At 63.4% G+C, this 13,208-nt stretch carries 18 protein-coding genes; 8 read left to right on the forward strand and 10 right to left on the reverse strand.

The features are described 5' to 3' along the window. Positions 1 to 162: 162 nt before the first annotated feature. From QMK34_RS23030 to QMK34_RS23060, 7 genes are all read right to left on the reverse strand, one after another. The gene (locus QMK34_RS23030) at positions 163 to 621 is read right to left on the reverse strand and encodes an NUDIX hydrolase (protein ID WP_326416307.1); all 459 of its coding nucleotides are present in this window, start codon (positions 619 to 621) and stop codon (positions 163 to 165) included. Beyond that, positions 618 to 1,883 carry a DegT/DnrJ/EryC1/StrS family aminotransferase gene (locus QMK34_RS23035; RefSeq protein ID WP_326416308.1) on the reverse strand — a complete coding sequence of 422 codons (1,266 nt, stop codon included), beginning with the start codon at positions 1,881 to 1,883 and terminating at the stop codon, positions 618 to 620. Before QMK34_RS23035 ends, QMK34_RS23030 begins: the two co-directional genes overlap by 4 nt. Beyond that, positions 1,880 to 2,881, reverse strand: a complete 1,002-nt coding sequence (locus tag QMK34_RS23040; RefSeq protein ID WP_326416309.1) for a Gfo/Idh/MocA family protein — start codon at positions 2,879 to 2,881, stop codon at positions 1,880 to 1,882. The genes QMK34_RS23035 and QMK34_RS23040 overlap by 4 nt, the downstream gene beginning before the upstream one ends. Positions 2,882 to 3,047: 166 nt before the next feature. Then, positions 3,048 to 3,335: a hypothetical protein gene (locus QMK34_RS23045; protein WP_326416310.1), complete on the reverse strand. Its 288-nt coding sequence runs from the start codon at positions 3,333 to 3,335 to the stop codon at positions 3,048 to 3,050. 128 nt (positions 3,336 to 3,463) lie between these two features. After that, positions 3,464 to 3,640: a hypothetical protein gene (locus tag QMK34_RS23050; RefSeq protein WP_326416311.1), complete on the reverse strand. Its 177-nt coding sequence runs from the start codon at positions 3,638 to 3,640 to the stop codon at positions 3,464 to 3,466. Then, entirely contained in the window at positions 3,637 to 4,056 is a 420-nt protein-coding gene (locus tag QMK34_RS23055; protein ID WP_326416312.1) for a recombinase family protein, read from the reverse strand. The genes QMK34_RS23050 and QMK34_RS23055 overlap by 4 nt, the downstream gene beginning before the upstream one ends. Before the next feature lie 2 nt (positions 4,057 to 4,058). Further along, positions 4,059 to 4,304, reverse strand: a complete 246-nt coding sequence (locus tag QMK34_RS23060) for a hypothetical protein (protein ID WP_326416313.1) — start codon at positions 4,302 to 4,304, stop codon at positions 4,059 to 4,061. A gap of 285 nt (positions 4,305 to 4,589) precedes the next feature. On the opposite strand from QMK34_RS23060, the gene QMK34_RS23065 reads away from it, so the two are divergent. Then, positions 4,590 to 5,768, forward strand: a complete 1,179-nt coding sequence (locus tag QMK34_RS23065) for a helix-turn-helix domain-containing protein (RefSeq protein ID WP_326416314.1) — start codon at positions 4,590 to 4,592, stop codon at positions 5,766 to 5,768. On the opposite strand, the gene QMK34_RS23070 is transcribed toward QMK34_RS23065, so the two are convergent. The 3 genes from QMK34_RS23070 to QMK34_RS23080 form a co-directional block, all read right to left on the reverse strand. Then, positions 5,765 to 6,583: an alpha/beta hydrolase gene (locus QMK34_RS23070; RefSeq protein ID WP_326416315.1), complete on the reverse strand. Its 819-nt coding sequence runs from the start codon at positions 6,581 to 6,583 to the stop codon at positions 5,765 to 5,767. The genes QMK34_RS23065 and QMK34_RS23070 overlap by 4 nt on opposite strands. Positions 6,584 to 6,663: 80 nt before the next feature. Beyond that, entirely contained in the window at positions 6,664 to 7,269 is a 606-nt protein-coding gene (locus QMK34_RS23075; protein ID WP_326416316.1) for a hypothetical protein, read from the reverse strand. A 451-nt stretch (positions 7,270 to 7,720) separates the two neighbouring features. Then, positions 7,721 to 8,659: a hypothetical protein gene (locus QMK34_RS23080; RefSeq protein ID WP_326416317.1), complete on the reverse strand. Its 939-nt coding sequence runs from the start codon at positions 8,657 to 8,659 to the stop codon at positions 7,721 to 7,723. Positions 8,660 to 8,743: 84 nt separating this feature from the next. On the opposite strand from QMK34_RS23080, the gene QMK34_RS23085 reads away from it, so the two are divergent. The 7 genes from QMK34_RS23085 to QMK34_RS23115 all read left to right on the forward strand — a co-directional run bounded on the left by QMK34_RS23085 (position 8,744) and on the right by QMK34_RS23115 (position 13,208). Further along, a complete protein-coding gene (locus QMK34_RS23085; protein ID WP_326416318.1) occupies positions 8,744 to 9,250 on the forward strand; it encodes an EndoU domain-containing protein in 507 nt (168 codons plus the stop codon). A gap of 110 nt (positions 9,251 to 9,360) precedes the next feature. Then, the gene (locus QMK34_RS23090) at positions 9,361 to 9,618 is read left to right on the forward strand and encodes a hypothetical protein (protein WP_326416319.1); all 258 of its coding nucleotides are present in this window, start codon (positions 9,361 to 9,363) and stop codon (positions 9,616 to 9,618) included. 90 nt (positions 9,619 to 9,708) lie between these two features. Then, a complete protein-coding gene (locus QMK34_RS23095) occupies positions 9,709 to 10,044 on the forward strand; it encodes a hypothetical protein (RefSeq protein WP_326416320.1) in 336 nt (111 codons plus the stop codon). Between the two features lie 309 nt (positions 10,045 to 10,353). Next, complete coding sequence (locus QMK34_RS23100) at positions 10,354 to 10,563, forward strand: hypothetical protein (protein ID WP_326416321.1); 210 nt, start codon at positions 10,354 to 10,356, stop codon at positions 10,561 to 10,563. 26 nt (positions 10,564 to 10,589) lie between these two features. Beyond that, the gene (locus QMK34_RS23105; RefSeq protein ID WP_326416322.1) at positions 10,590 to 10,724 is read left to right on the forward strand and encodes a hypothetical protein; all 135 of its coding nucleotides are present in this window, start codon (positions 10,590 to 10,592) and stop codon (positions 10,722 to 10,724) included. 149 nt (positions 10,725 to 10,873) lie between these two features. Further along, positions 10,874 to 12,940, forward strand: coding sequence for a type IV secretory system conjugative DNA transfer family protein (locus tag QMK34_RS23110; protein ID WP_326416323.1), 2,067 nt, complete (start codon positions 10,874 to 10,876; stop codon positions 12,938 to 12,940). Continuing rightward, positions 12,933 to 13,208, forward strand: coding sequence for a hypothetical protein (locus QMK34_RS23115; RefSeq protein ID WP_326416324.1), 276 nt, complete (start codon positions 12,933 to 12,935; stop codon positions 13,206 to 13,208). Before QMK34_RS23110 ends, QMK34_RS23115 begins: the two co-directional genes overlap by 8 nt.

The following is a 13,208-nucleotide window of genomic DNA, read 5'->3' on the forward strand; positions in this document are numbered from 1 at the left end:
CGCAGGTGGGTGCACCATGCCGCCGCACGAATCAGCGGCATGGTGCACCCGGTACTGCGGTAACGCACCGGCTGGGCCGGTGTGCAAGTGCGACGACTTCGAGGGCTATTCACTCGGATAGCCGACGCCGAGCGTGTGGATGCGCAGGCCTCGGCGCATCAGCTAGTCATCGACGCGGACTCGCAGCTGCCGGTACGTCTGGATCACGTCCTTAACGGCGTCGGTGACGGGGAGGTCGCCACCGAGTGCCGCCCACTGGTAGTCGTCGTGCTCCTCGAGTACGACCGGCTCGACGGCGTTCACCACGACGGCGAAGGTGAACTGGCGGCTCTTCTGGCCGCTGCCCGAGGCATAGTCGAAGTGCCCGAGGTAGTCCTCGATCGCCGTGACCTCGAGCCCGGTCTCCTCCTTGACTTCACGGATCAAGGCGGCGTCGAGGGCCTCGTCGGGCTCGACCTTGCCGCTCGGCAGTTCGAAGATGCCGCCCATGAAGTCGTCGAGCGGACGCTGCAGGAGCAGCACGGTGTCGCCGTCCTGGACGACGGCTCCGACGACCAGTTGCTGCACGTCATCGACCGCAGCCTGGGCGGTGAGCTGCTCGAGGATCGTGGAATCGATCATGAATTGTCCTTGAGGTCGTGGTGGTGGGCGACCACCTTACGGAAGCCTGCGACGTACTGGCGAGCGAGTGGTACGTCTTCTTCGCGGTGCCAGACGGGCAGCTTGAGGGTAGTGCGGTGCAGCTGCTCGGCTACAGGGAACTGCCCTGGCCGGTAGGCGATCCGGTCACGGTGCGGATGGTGCGGAAACAGCGGCCCGAGATCTTGGAATAGTGGCAGCAAGTTCAGCGGGCAGGTGGAACCCGGCCGGTCGAGCTCGTCCAGGCCTTCAGCCCGCAACGCGTCGTAGAACCGCTCGACGGGCAAGTCGTCGAGCTCGGCGGGCACGTAGGTGAGCGGCAGGCCGTACCACGCGGCACGAGTACCCAAGGCGAGTTCCGGCACGGTAATTCCCGGCAGCTGCCCGAGTTCGAAGCAGAGATAGTCAGCCATATTGACGCGGCCGATGAGGTACGAGTCGAGCCGTTCGAGCTGGTCCAGGGCGATCGCCGCAGCCAGCGGGTGGATCCGGAACTTCAACCCCATCCCAGTGACAGCGTAACGGTGCAGCGGATGCTCGCCCGGGATCTCGCTGCGACACCGCTTGTTGTAGTGACCGTGCAGCAACAGCCGGTAGTACGCCTCGTCGTCGTTGGTCAGGACGAAGCCGCCCTCACCTGCGGACAACGGCTTCGGCCCGTTCATCGAGAAAGCCGCCAGGTCGCCGACGCTGCCCACTTTGCGGCCGGCGACCGCGGCGCCGTGGGCGTGTGAACCGTCTTCGAGCAGCAGCAGCCCCCGCGCGTCGGCCAGCTGGCGCAGAGCGGCCAAGTCGGCCGGGATGCCCCAGAGATGCGTCACCATGATGGCCACCGTGTCCGGGGTGATCCGGGCGGCGACGTCCGAGAGCGAGAGGTTGCCGGTCGCGTCGCAATCGGCGAGAACCGGCACCGCGCCGAGGTGCAGCAGCGGTGTCACGGTGGCGAGGAACGTGTAGGCGGGCACGATCACTTCGTCGCCGGGGCCGATGCCGCAAGCGGCGTAGGTCGAGTGCAGGGCGGCGGTCCCGGAGCTGGTGAGGACGGCGTGCCGGACGCCGAAGTACTCCTGCAACGCGTTTTCCAGCTCGGCGACGACGTCCGAGCGGTCGTAGACCGAGATGCTGCGGTGCAGCTGGTCGAGGACGGCTTTGTCGGTACGGCCGTCCAGCAGTGGCCAGGAGAAATGTGGCCCAGGTTCAATGACGGCCGGCGCACCGCCGAGGAGCGCGAGTGGTGAGGTCACAGCAGGTCCTTCGGGTTGACGGGGGCGTGGCTGCGGGCGGACTGGTAGCAGCTGGCGATGAAGCTGAGGTGGGCGATGTTTTCCTGCGGGCCGCTGAGGTTGGGGCGTTCGCCGTCGAGGACGTGGCAGAAATAGTTGATCTGCGAGGTCGCCGCCGACGGCCAGGCTTGCTCGCGGGCCAGCGACTCGACGACCTCTCCGCCGTTGGTGAGGCGCTGGATACGGCCGCGTTCCAGCCGGACAATGCCCTTGTTGCCGACCAGTTGAATCTGTTCGGTCTTCGGGCCGATGAAGCGTGACAGCAGCAGTGAGCCGTACAGGCCGCTGTCGTAGCTGAAGTGGATGAGCGCGGTGTCTTCAGCGTCGTAGCTGCGGTCCGGCCTGGCGCTTACCGAGATCTCGGCGTGGACGCGGTCAGGCAGGCCGAAGTACCAGAGGATCATGTCGATGAGGTGGTAGCCCATGTCGATGATGCAGCCACCGCCCGCAGCCGCAGTGTCTCCGCGCCAACCATCCGACGGATCGGTGATGTGCACCGTGTAGGCCGCCTGGACGACGAAGGGGGTGCCGATCTGGTCAGCGAGCTGGGTGAAGCTGGTGTAGATCGGGTTGAACCGCCGTTGCAGCGTCACCATCAGCTGAATCCCGGCCCGCTCGCAGAGTGCCGCCAGTTCTTGGGCTTCGGTCAGTGTGGTGGCGAACGGCTTCTCCTTGAGCACGTGAACCTGGTGGCGAGCAGCGGCTTCGATCACCCGCCGCCCGACATTGTGTGGCACGCAGACCACCACCAGGTCCAGCTGCTCGGTGCGGAACATATCCTCGAAGTCGGTGTACCCAGCCACGCGGAGCTTGTACTGCTGCTCCCGGACAATGTCTTCGGCCTCGTCGCATACCGCCACGAGCTCGACGCCGTCAGCGGCCAAGACGCCGGGCAGGTGGTCCTCAAGCGCTTGTTTACCAAGTCCGACCACCCCGACCCGTCGGCGGTCACCGCGCAAAGGATTTGGTCTTGCCGCGCACACCAGCCGGTGTCGTTCTACGAGCTCCGTCATTGATCGTTCCTTTCGTCGGAGAACTGGGTGAACAAGGAGAAATTGGCGGAGCCGATGCACGTGAGTGGCTGCTTTCTGCCGGGTGGGAAAGGTGGCCGAGTAGCTCTCCCGTCTACCGGTGTTTGCCCGGCGGCTCGTCGGAGAGGTTCCGCAACCCCTCCAGCACGCGCTGCATCAGTTCGTTGTCGGGTCGGCTCTGTGGTGCGCGCGGATAGGGAGTCGGTGGGTTCTGGACGTAGCGCCGAACGCGTCGCGGCAGCGGCGCAGGCGGCAACACTTCTGTCGGTGCGTCCCCTGTCCGGATCACCGGCAGCACGTCGGTGATCTCTGGATCTGCCGTGGGCCACGGCACTGCAGTGTCGGCCCGCTCCTGCTCGACTCGCGCCACGATGGCTGCCACCGACCGCCCCTGTTGCTGGACAAGGAACTGGGCTCGTCTGCGAGCCCGTCGCCAATCCGAGAGCAGCCAGCGAACGGCCAGCAGTACCGGCACCACGACGATCGCTATCGCCCACCAGCCCCACGTACTCACGTGTTCGGATGCGCCACGTGGCCCGACTCGTGCCCCAGCGGTGTGGAGCCTTCCTGCCGCAGCGCGTGCCGTCCCGCGGTCGCCGGCGGAAGAAGCAGGCCGTTCATGACGATCGGAACGTGCTTGGCCACGGTGCCCAGCGCACTCACCAATTCGGTCGTCTGCCGGTTCACGTCGGCGTCTCCACCAGCTCGTCGGCAAGGATTCGCAGGGTGGTGCCGGTGCGGCGCACCGCCAGCGCCAGCCGGTCGGCCACCGAGCGCGTCGGCGACAAATGTCCGTGGCTGATCACCAGCAGGCCAGAAGCTTCCGGCAGCCGCAGCACGTCGGTGGCCGCGGTGAACCCGGGTCGGATGAGAGCAGTTGACTCGATGCCGATGTCGCGGAAAACCAGGCTGAGCCGCCAACCACGAGCGACGCTCCACCAGGTCAGGACGTCGGCGCAGGCATCGGCATAGCCCGGGGTCGCCTGCTCCGCACTGACGTAGCCGTACACCGTTGGGAGTTTGCTGGCCGGGACGTCGGCGGGCGGCAGGGCGATGAGCTTGGTCGCTAGCGCCTGCAGTTCCGGGAAAGCTTCGGTCGTCACGATCAGAACCCCTCGCGCAGCCGGTAGGCCAACCGGGCGGGTTCGCACGGCCAGGTATCGGCGCAGCATTCGCAGTTGCCTGTGGCCGGATTCGGCTCGTGCAGCACGAGCGTCAATGCGATGAGGCTGTAGAGCTGCGCAGGCTCGGGCACCCGCGGCTCGACCACCGTTTCTAGACGATTCATCCGTCGTTGCCAGGCGCACGGCACCTTCGGGGCTTGGTGCACGCCGATTGTTCGTACGGTCACAGTGACCGCTCCGTCCCGTCGCTCGTCGTCGGTTTCTGGAGCGGCATCCGGCGGCGAGGACACATGTTCCGAGCGGTGAGGGTTTCCTTGGGAGGACCGCCCGGTGAACCCCGTGGGGCATGGGGTGTTTCCCCGGCGCCGGATGCCAAGGAATGACCTTGGTCGGGGTTCTAGCCCCTGACCACGGCCACGAACCCCGCAACTACCCGGCCAAACCCTTGCCAATCCGTCCCTGACCTGGGGTAATGTGACCGGCGCGACGGACGGTAGATAAAGGGGCCACGTATGGTAGCCAAGCGCGAGGCGTTGGCGAGAGCGCGTAAGTCAGCAGGTCACACGCAGGAGAGCGTGGCCCGCGAGCTGAACGTCGACCCCAGTTCGATTCAGCGCTGGGAGGCGGGCACCAGGACGCCGTACCCGTACTTGCGCCCCAAGCTTGCTGCGCTGCTTAGCATCAGCCGTGAGAAGCTCGATGCACTGCTGATGCCGCCGGTCGCCACGCCGACGACGAGCGAGGTGACCGTGCCAGATGACGACGGCGCGGAGCGCGCCGCCAAGGCCGTCCGCGACGGCTACCGCTACTTCGATGGCTCAGTTGTCCAGTATTTCCGTTCGCAGCTCACCGCCTGCATGGCCGACGACGGCCAGCAAGGGCCGACCAAAACGCTGCCCGCGGTACTCGGCCTGCTCCGCGCCATCGAACAGCAGGCTCGAGACGTGCGGCCGTCCGTCCGCGTCGAGCTGCTGTCGTTCGGAGCGTGTGGCGCTGAGTTTGCGGGCTGGCTCTACCGCGACACCAACAATCCAGTCTTGGCGGCTTTTTGGTACGACCGGGCTATGGAGTGGGCACAAGAAGCCTGTGACCTGCCGCTGCAGGGATACGTCCTGCTCAAGAAGTCCCAGATGGCCTACGACGAGCGGGATGCGCTGCGTGTCTACACCCTGATCGGTGCTGCCGAAGCCGGACCGTGGCAGCTGCCGCCCAAGGTGCGCGCCGAGGTGACACAACAGCAGGCCCGAGCGCTGGCCATGATCGGGGAACCGCTCGTGGAGGTGGAGCGCAAGCTCGAGCAGTCACGGGTGTGGCTGACGCAAGCGACGGACGTGCCCAGCGACAGTCCGCTGAGCAGCCACTACAGCGCCGTCTCCCTCACGCTGCAGACGGCCAGCTGCTACATCGAGGCTGGCCAACCGCGGCGAGCCGCAGAACTGTACGACGAGACGTTCGGTGGACACACACTGTCTCGCCGAGACCAGGGGTACTTCCTTGCTCGCCGGACATCCGCGTTGGCACTAGCCGGCGAACCAGACGACGCGGCGCAGGTGGGGCTGGAAGCGGCGCAGATTGCGACTGAAACCGGTTCGCTCCGTACCAAACGTGAGCTGCGACGGGCGCTCCAGACGTTGGAGCCGTGGCGCAGCCGACCAGGCCCGAAGCAGCTTCGGGAAGCAGTCCGCGCCTAATCGGTGAGCCAGTCCGTGACGGTGCGGATGACGAACGCCTGCCACTCCTGGGTCTGCGGGTTCTGGTACTCGGGATCCTTGTCGACGGCGAAGCCGTGCTGCGCGCCGTCGATCTCGACAAGCCGGTGTTCGCCGGGTAGCTGAGCGGCCGCCGCTCGCGACGACTCGATCGGGACGAAGGTGTCCTTCGTGCCGTGCACGATGAGAGTCGGCAGCGCGATCTCGCTCATGACCTCGTTCGGCCTGATCCAGAAGACCTCGTTCAGGAACGCCCGGCTGTGCTTCACCGTGGACGAATGATCCAGATAGCCCTGCTCACGGAGCGTTTCGGCCGCGGGCTCGTCCAGATGGCCGTCCACCCAGTGCGGCTTCTGGTTGATGTACCGGTCCTTGTAGTTGAGCTGCGGGTTCAGAAGTACCAGGCGATGCAGCTCGTCAGGGCGCTTGGCGGCGTAGTACGCGGCGAGGCCGCCGCCGAAGCTGGCGCCAAGGAGACTGATGGTGGTTGCGCCAGTCTCCGCCTGGAGGTGCTCGATGGCTGAGGTGATGTCGTTGAGGTGTTCGGCGAGCGTCCGGGTCTCCTGCTCACCATCGCTTGAGCCGTGGCCGCGCTGGTCGTAGCGGAGAGAAGGCAGTTCGGCTTCGCCAAGACCTTCTGCCAGACGGGTGAAGAAACCACCTTCCTCGCGGGTGACACCGCCACCGTGAACCAGGACGACGGCGTGCTGAGCGGAAGTCTCCGCGGTGGCGAGTGTGCCCGAGAGTCGGAGGCCGTCGATGGCGCGGAAGGTGGTTTTGCTAGTGGTCAGAGCCATGAATCGGCCTCCGGGCATGTGAGTGGCAGATTGTCCAGATCTTCGCAGCTCTAGATCCAAGAGGAGTATGCCCCGCGCTGTCAGCTGACGATCTTCTTCAACGGGTACTCGGGCGCGGCGTGCCAGTCGATCTGTTCTCCAAGCTCTCCGGCAAGCAACGTGGCTATGTGGCGCGCGGTGTAGACGTGCAGGCGAGCGCACGACAGCGCACCGGTGAGTCCGATGGAATGCTTGCCGCCGGGCTTTGCGCGCAGCACGCTGCTGGACGTCGTTGCGCCAGCACCCTTGAGCGGAGCAGGCCATACCTCGCTACGCCAGCCGCTCGCTAGTCCGTGAGTCAAGCAGTGGCGTACTTCCATCCGGCCATCAGCCCTCTCGAGTGCCAAGCTCCAGTCGATGGTCTCGGTCGCGGGGTGGCCGTTTACCTGGGGGATGTTCCATACCTGGAGCGTGAACCCGTCGCCAAGCTGTGCCTTGACGGCCGGGACCTCGGCGCTCATTTTGCTGGCGAATAGCCGGGGCGTCGGGTTGTTGAGCGCCACCTTCCTGGCGACCTGTGCGAAGCCGTGTCCCTGAGTGAGCAGGACCGCGGCCAGAAACTCTTCAACGAATCCTTCGAAGGCGGCTACCACCGAGAGGGTGACGGCAGGCGTCAGGGCAGCGGTAATTGCCAGAGCCGCCGGCATTGCGCGGGTGGAGAGCGATCAGAAGCTGGGACACCTCGAGTGAACGGAAGTACCGATCCGCTGACGCTTGCAAAGTTGGGAAGTGCATGTCGGTTGCTCCAAAGAGATGAAGGGGCGTTTTTGGAAACCTAGGTTAAGTCGCCAGCAGGACGACGTAATATAGACGCATCAGTCTACGGGCGTTTGCTGCTGGCACCTGGCCGGAGCTGACTCCGACAGATATCGTGGACTGTTCGGTTGTCGCGAAGCGATTCCAGGTAGCCATGGCGTGGACGATACGGTCATTACGGTGCTAAGGGAACCCTGCTATCTCTCTTCGGGCACGCACGGTCCGTTAGGTGTCCTGGCTGCGGGTGCAGGTCGTTCGCGCTATTGAGGTAGTGCCGCCGAAGCCCAGCTCCGTTTCGGTAATCAGTGCCATCAAGCATGTGGGTGATCTGATCAATTCCACCTACCAGTCCCACCTGAAACCGGCAACCGCCTGCTCTGCGTAGGAAATAAACTGATGTAACTCTGACCCGTTCTCTAATTTTGCCGGTACGTCGCTGACTATGTTTCCTTCATCGTAGGCATCCCATGTGGACCACCACGCTTTGACTGGATAGACATCTTCAAAAATGACACGCATGTCGATGTTTTCCATACGCTTGCGTGTGGCCCGTCGGAGATGAGTGCACGGTTTTTTACTCTCATTGTGGAGGGTAGAATACTGAAGCGATGTTTGCTGCCCCTTACGCAGTGGACGATCTAACTTAATCTCGACCCCGGTAAAACCGGGAGCGCTGTCGTGAAATCGAACGAATTTTCCACCAGCGATGACGTCAACTTCGCTGGCTGTAGCTCTGGGGCTGTACGCGTAGGTATCAACGCCGTCCTCGAGCGCTACGACGATGTGGCTCGTTTCGATCTTTGCGAGGGCGCGATTCCTGTTGACGTAGTATCTCGCAAAGAGCGCGGTTGTCTGAAGCTGCTGTGGTTTAATGAGTGGGATTGGTGGTGTGCGAAGTGTAAACGCGATGCCGTCGCCATCCAAATCTGTTGCGCTCTTTCCGGCGAATGCATCCCAGACTTGAGAAGCGTCTTCGCGCGCGAATCCGAATGCCTGGGTAATCCAGGTTAAGGTCTCATAGGTGAGTAACTCGCCCCGCAAAGCCTGGCGGATGCGGTCCCGTAACTTTCGGGGCAGGTCAGTGTCGGTATCCGATTTCAGGCCCTGATCCCATAGGTAGAGGGCGACAACCTGCGAGACGGCCGCGTAGTTGATCTCCGTTGTTCGCATCCGTTGGGCGTGAACGAGCCATCGTCGGCGGTAGTCGAGGTCAGATCCCAGCAGGCGGCGGAGCTGCTCGGACGCTGCGGCCAGCCCGGCCGGGGATGCGTTGTCGGACATCTAGCCCTCCTGAACTGTAGCCTTGAGACGAGGCCGCAGTATGTGGTGGTTAGGTCGTTCCTCGGAGTGTAAGGCTGGCAGGCGATGGCAGACGAACCGGATCCTTATCATGGCAGAAACGTTTATGATCATGAAGCCAGCGGTCGCGGCGCGATGCCCGGACGGTATGGGTGGGGTGAAGAATCGGTTGTTGAAGGTGAGGCGTTCGACGTGACTCCTGAGATAATGCAGCGCGCCAGCTATCTCTCACCGTATCGCATGGACCACATCGCTGAGCTGCATTCAGATCGGGCATCAAGGCGAGAGCTTGGGAAAAGCCTATTCCCGAAATCTTGGTCCGATGATAAAATATTTGAAGCGGTGCAAGCGGTTATTGTCGACCCTGATTCGCGATGGACGCGTGAGGTGGACAAGAGTAAGGGTGGCGGAGTACCTGGCACTCTCGTGAACCCCTGGCATGACCGTGAAGACATCCCATGGGAAATCCCAGCTCGCCTAAAAGTCGATGGATATTTTGACGGCGTGAAGCTGCGCGTCATCGTCGAACCGCTCGGCGAAGGGATCATCTCAGCCTATGCGCTACAGAATTAACCACTAAGCAGGACTTTTTTCTGGAAAATCAACCACCCGAATCACGTGAACCGACTGAACCAGTCGAGCGCACGCCGTACGAAACGTACTGGCGCCAGCTTGTCGACTGGATGCTTCGCTTCGAAGATAACGGTGGACTCGATCCATCTTGCTTCGACCTGATACACGAGTACATGCAAGTCGGCGAAATCACTGAAGCGATCCGCCTCTTCTCTGGTGCAGTGTTCGACACAGGCCGGAGCGACGAAGAGATCGACGGGTTCGCCGACGAGCTTGAGACTATCTGTCAGCGACTACAGACAGTTGCCCCGTTCGTCTTCTACGGCGAGGCTGTCGCCGCCTTCAGGCGGAACGTCAGGCGACCGTAGCGGCACTCGCCATAACCCCGCCATAGCTTTCGTACCTTGAGACCACCCCCCCACGCCGGGTGGTCTCACTTTGTATGGAGGTAACAGGATATGAGCGGCAGCGACCTTGAACGCTTCGCAGCGCACGCCGACTTGGCGCCCGCCATGAGGACGCACGGTGGTCTGGTGCGCTCCCGTGAGGGTAAGGCCCTGATGACGCAGGTCCGTGAGAAGTACAGCGAAGCCGTGATCGCGTCGATGGAGCTGGAGATCGCGCGGAGCGTGGCCGAGCGGGGCATGCAGGACACGTCCGATCTGATCGACCGGGCGATGGCGCTCGCCAACGGCAACGAGGGCAAGTTCCAGGAGCTACTGAGGATCGTGCTCCAGTACGGCAACAGCGTCGGCAAGGTACAGCGCCGGCTCACCGATCCGTTTGCGCTGTGAGGAGGAGACGATGAGGAAACTGCTGATGCGGCTCGTCCAGCGAGTTCGCCGGTCGCCCAAGCCGACGGTCTACACGGTCTGTTCGAACTGTGCCCTGGTCGTGCCGGGACTCGATGATGGCGCGGTCACGAGGCAGCTGAAGCAAGAAGCTGCGAGGGCACTGCGGGACGTTGACGGAACCCTTCGTCGATACGCGAGTGGGGACACCACCCGTGACGAGGCATTAGCACGGATCGGAGAGGGGTTCCTTCAGAACGTCGCTGACGTTGGACAGAAATTCGCTCCGGAAACGAAGCGGCACGGTCTGCGATGACGGGCGTCGTTGTACTCGTCGTTGTTGTTGGTCTTAGCCTTTATGCAGTTACATGCTGGGTGGAGCGGCATCCCGTCGTCAGGCAACGGCGCCAGATTCACGCGCTGATTGAGGCGGAGCGGCGAGCTCAGCAGCAGCTCGACGAGGCATTCGAGCGGGCGAGTTCTGAGATGCACGATGCCGCCGAAGACTGGGATAACTCGTGATGCTCGGGAAGCTTCGTGCTGGGCTGGTGACCGCGATCCTACTGGCGGTCACCGTTCAGATCCTTTGGTGGACCATTGAGCCCTTGGTGCCCTACCTCGTCGTCGGGCTGGTGCTCGTCAGCATCTTCGGCTTCGTCTACTACCGCAAGACCAGGTGGTAGGCGTGGCAGCCTTCGGTGATCGAGATCTTGAACGACACCACCCGCGACGCCGAACGTATCGCTTGACCCTGCCGACTGACTTGTCAGTCGATCAAGTGCAGGCATGGCTACGGTCGGCAAGCGGGACGCTGCGATCGTCTCTCAGGCAGATGCCAGCACTGGCCTTCGAGCTGTCGGCGACCGAGCGTGGAATCACGCACCATCTCGCTGTACCGGCTGTTCACGCCGATTACCTCACCTCACAGTTACGGACGCAGGTACCGGGTATCCGCGTTGTCCCATCCGACGTTGTGACCGGCCGCCGTTGGACGGTTGCCGTCGAACTCGGCATGACCAGGCCGGATCGAACACTACGCATCACTTCGGCGGAGCAGGTGTCGGCGAGCCTGTTGGCCAGCGTCCAAGGGCTGGTTCGAGGGGAAACGATCCTGGTCCAGTTCGTGGTGACGCCAACCCGACCGGTTCGGGTTCCGGCTCCAACGCCCGTCCGCGGACGCGAGGGTAGGTGGGGTTTGGCCAGTGTGCCTGGCAGTGGCGTCGACAAGGAGGTGACTGCAGACCGCCGGACTAAGCTCAGCGAGCCCAACTTCACGGGCGTGCTGCGCATCGCAGTCCAGTCAGACGGACAGGAGCGCGCTGGTCGCTTGCTTGAGCATGTTCGATCCTCACTTACCAGCGTGAGCAGCCCGGATACCCGTTTTCGCCGGAAGCTGACGTTCTTCAAGGCCAACTTGCTGAGGCGGATCGACCAAGGCAGTGGCAGCCTCATCTACGGGGCGCAGTTTTCCACGGCTGAACTTGCCGCGCTCGTTGGGTGGCCGCTTGGCTCACCGCATGTGGCCGGCCTGCCGCAAGGCCGTACGCGCCAGTTGCCCGCCTCAGCCAGCGTTCCCCGCGTCGGCAGGGTGATCGGCCGCAGCAACTTCCCAGGTAGCGAACGTCCCGTCGCGATCTCAGCGCTGGATTCGTGCAAGCACGTACACGTCGTTGGCCCCACCGGGACTGGGAAGACGACGTTGCTGGCGAACATGGTCAAGCAGGACATGGAACAGGGCTACGGCGTGATCGTCCTGGAGAGCAAGGGTGATCTCTTCACGGCCGCGCTCGACTGCGTGCCGCGGCGTCGGATCAAGGACGTCATCGTGCTCGACGTCAACGAGTCCGACTTCCCGGTGGGCTTCAACGTCCTGACCTCTGGCACCTCCAGCTCCGCGGTCGACGAGTTGAGCGCGCTCATCATCGGCATCTACGGCGACCATGGTGGCGTCTATGCGCCGATGCTCATGTACTACGGCCTGCATGCCCTCGCTGGGACGCCGGGCAGCACGTTCATCGACCTTCCGGCCATGTTGACGCCACAAGGTCCTGAGGAGTCGGCTTGGCGCGACCAGGTTGTACGCGCGGTCCAGAACCGGGACGTCCGCCAGTTCTGGGAGCGGTATCTCGCCGACAAGCGTGCCGAACAAGACCGCATGGCCATGCCGGTGCACAACCGCATCTGGCAGCTGGCCGTTCGTCCGGAGATCCGGAACATCATCGGCCAGAGCACCAGCAGTTTCACCTTCGAGGACGTGCTCCGCGACGGCAAGATCCTGCTGGTCAACCTCAACGGCGTCCGCGTCGGGGAGCAGACCGCGTCGCTGACGGGGACGCTCCTCATGAACGCTTTGTACTCCGCGGTACGCAGCGTAAAGAAGTCCAAGCCGTCCTTCCTCTACTTGGACGAGTTCCAGGACTTCGTCAACTTGCCCGTGAACGCTGCTGACATGCTCGCGAAGGCCAGGAGTTTCGGGCTCGGCCTTGTACTCGCACACCAGGATCTTGATCAACTGTCCAAAGTGCGGGGGCTCGAACAGGCGGTTCTCTCCAACGCCAGGAGCAAGGTGGTGTTCCAGACGAGCGCGCGGGACGCCAGAGCCTTGCAACGTGAGTTCGGCCGGCTAGTCGACGAGGATGACTTCCTCAATCTCGGCGCTTATGAAGCCATCGCACGGGTCGCCACCAGCGAAGGCGTGAGCGCGCCGATCACCTTGGTGGCCGAGCCGCCCTCGAAGGTGACCGGAGTCGCCAACGCCGTACGTGCAGCCAGCCGCACCACGTACGGGCGCCCGATTGCGCAGGTTGAAGACGAAATCCGGGCGCGCCGGCGGATTGTGGACGGTCGAGCAGGGAAGAAACCGAAGGTCGGGCCACAGAAATGGACGCCCGATGACTGACGACCAGGCGTTGCAGTCGGCCATAGAGATGATCAGTCGGCAGATCGACGGCTTTCGGGACGAGGCGCGCAGGATCGGCGACGCCATCGAGCTCCTTGTTCGAGCGACTGACCGTCTGGAGCAGCCAGGGAGAGCAGCCGTGAAGGGAACGCCGGAGCATGTTCGCCTCCACGCCACGTATCACTACCCGATCTGCGCGACCGACCTCGATCGTGCGGCGAAATCGTTCGTCGAGTTCGCACACGCTCTTCGAATCCTCCGGAGGTAG

Source organism: Amycolatopsis sp. H20-H5, assembly GCF_035828755.1.
Classification (GTDB): domain Bacteria; phylum Actinomycetota; class Actinomycetes; order Mycobacteriales; family Pseudonocardiaceae; genus Amycolatopsis.

Bases quoted from the DNA above. Each gene is read 5' to 3' on its own strand.
- QMK34_RS23030 (WP_326416307.1), bottom strand. From the start codon at position 621: ATGATCGATTCCACGATCCTCGAGCAGCTCACCGCCCAGGCTGCGGTC.
- QMK34_RS23065 (WP_326416314.1), top strand. From the start codon at position 4,590: ATGGTAGCCAAGCGCGAGGCGTTGGCGAGAGCGCGTAAGTCAGCAGGT.
- QMK34_RS23070 (WP_326416315.1), bottom strand. From the start codon at position 6,583: ATGGCTCTGACCACTAGCAAAACCACCTTCCGCGCCATCGACGGCCTC.
- QMK34_RS23075 (WP_326416316.1), bottom strand. From the start codon at position 7,269: ATGCCGGCGGCTCTGGCAATTACCGCTGCCCTGACGCCTGCCGTCACC.
- QMK34_RS23080 (WP_326416317.1), bottom strand. From the start codon at position 8,659: ATGTCCGACAACGCATCCCCGGCCGGGCTGGCCGCAGCGTCCGAGCAG.
- QMK34_RS23085 (WP_326416318.1), top strand. From the start codon at position 8,744: ATGGCAGACGAACCGGATCCTTATCATGGCAGAAACGTTTATGATCAT.
- QMK34_RS23090 (WP_326416319.1), top strand. From the start codon at position 9,361: ATGCTTCGCTTCGAAGATAACGGTGGACTCGATCCATCTTGCTTCGAC.
- QMK34_RS23095 (WP_326416320.1), top strand. From the start codon at position 9,709: ATGAGCGGCAGCGACCTTGAACGCTTCGCAGCGCACGCCGACTTGGCG.
- QMK34_RS23100 (WP_326416321.1), top strand. From the start codon at position 10,354: ATGACGGGCGTCGTTGTACTCGTCGTTGTTGTTGGTCTTAGCCTTTAT.
- QMK34_RS23110 (WP_326416323.1), top strand. From the start codon at position 10,874: ATGCCAGCACTGGCCTTCGAGCTGTCGGCGACCGAGCGTGGAATCACG.
- QMK34_RS23115 (WP_326416324.1), top strand. From the start codon at position 12,933: ATGACTGACGACCAGGCGTTGCAGTCGGCCATAGAGATGATCAGTCGG.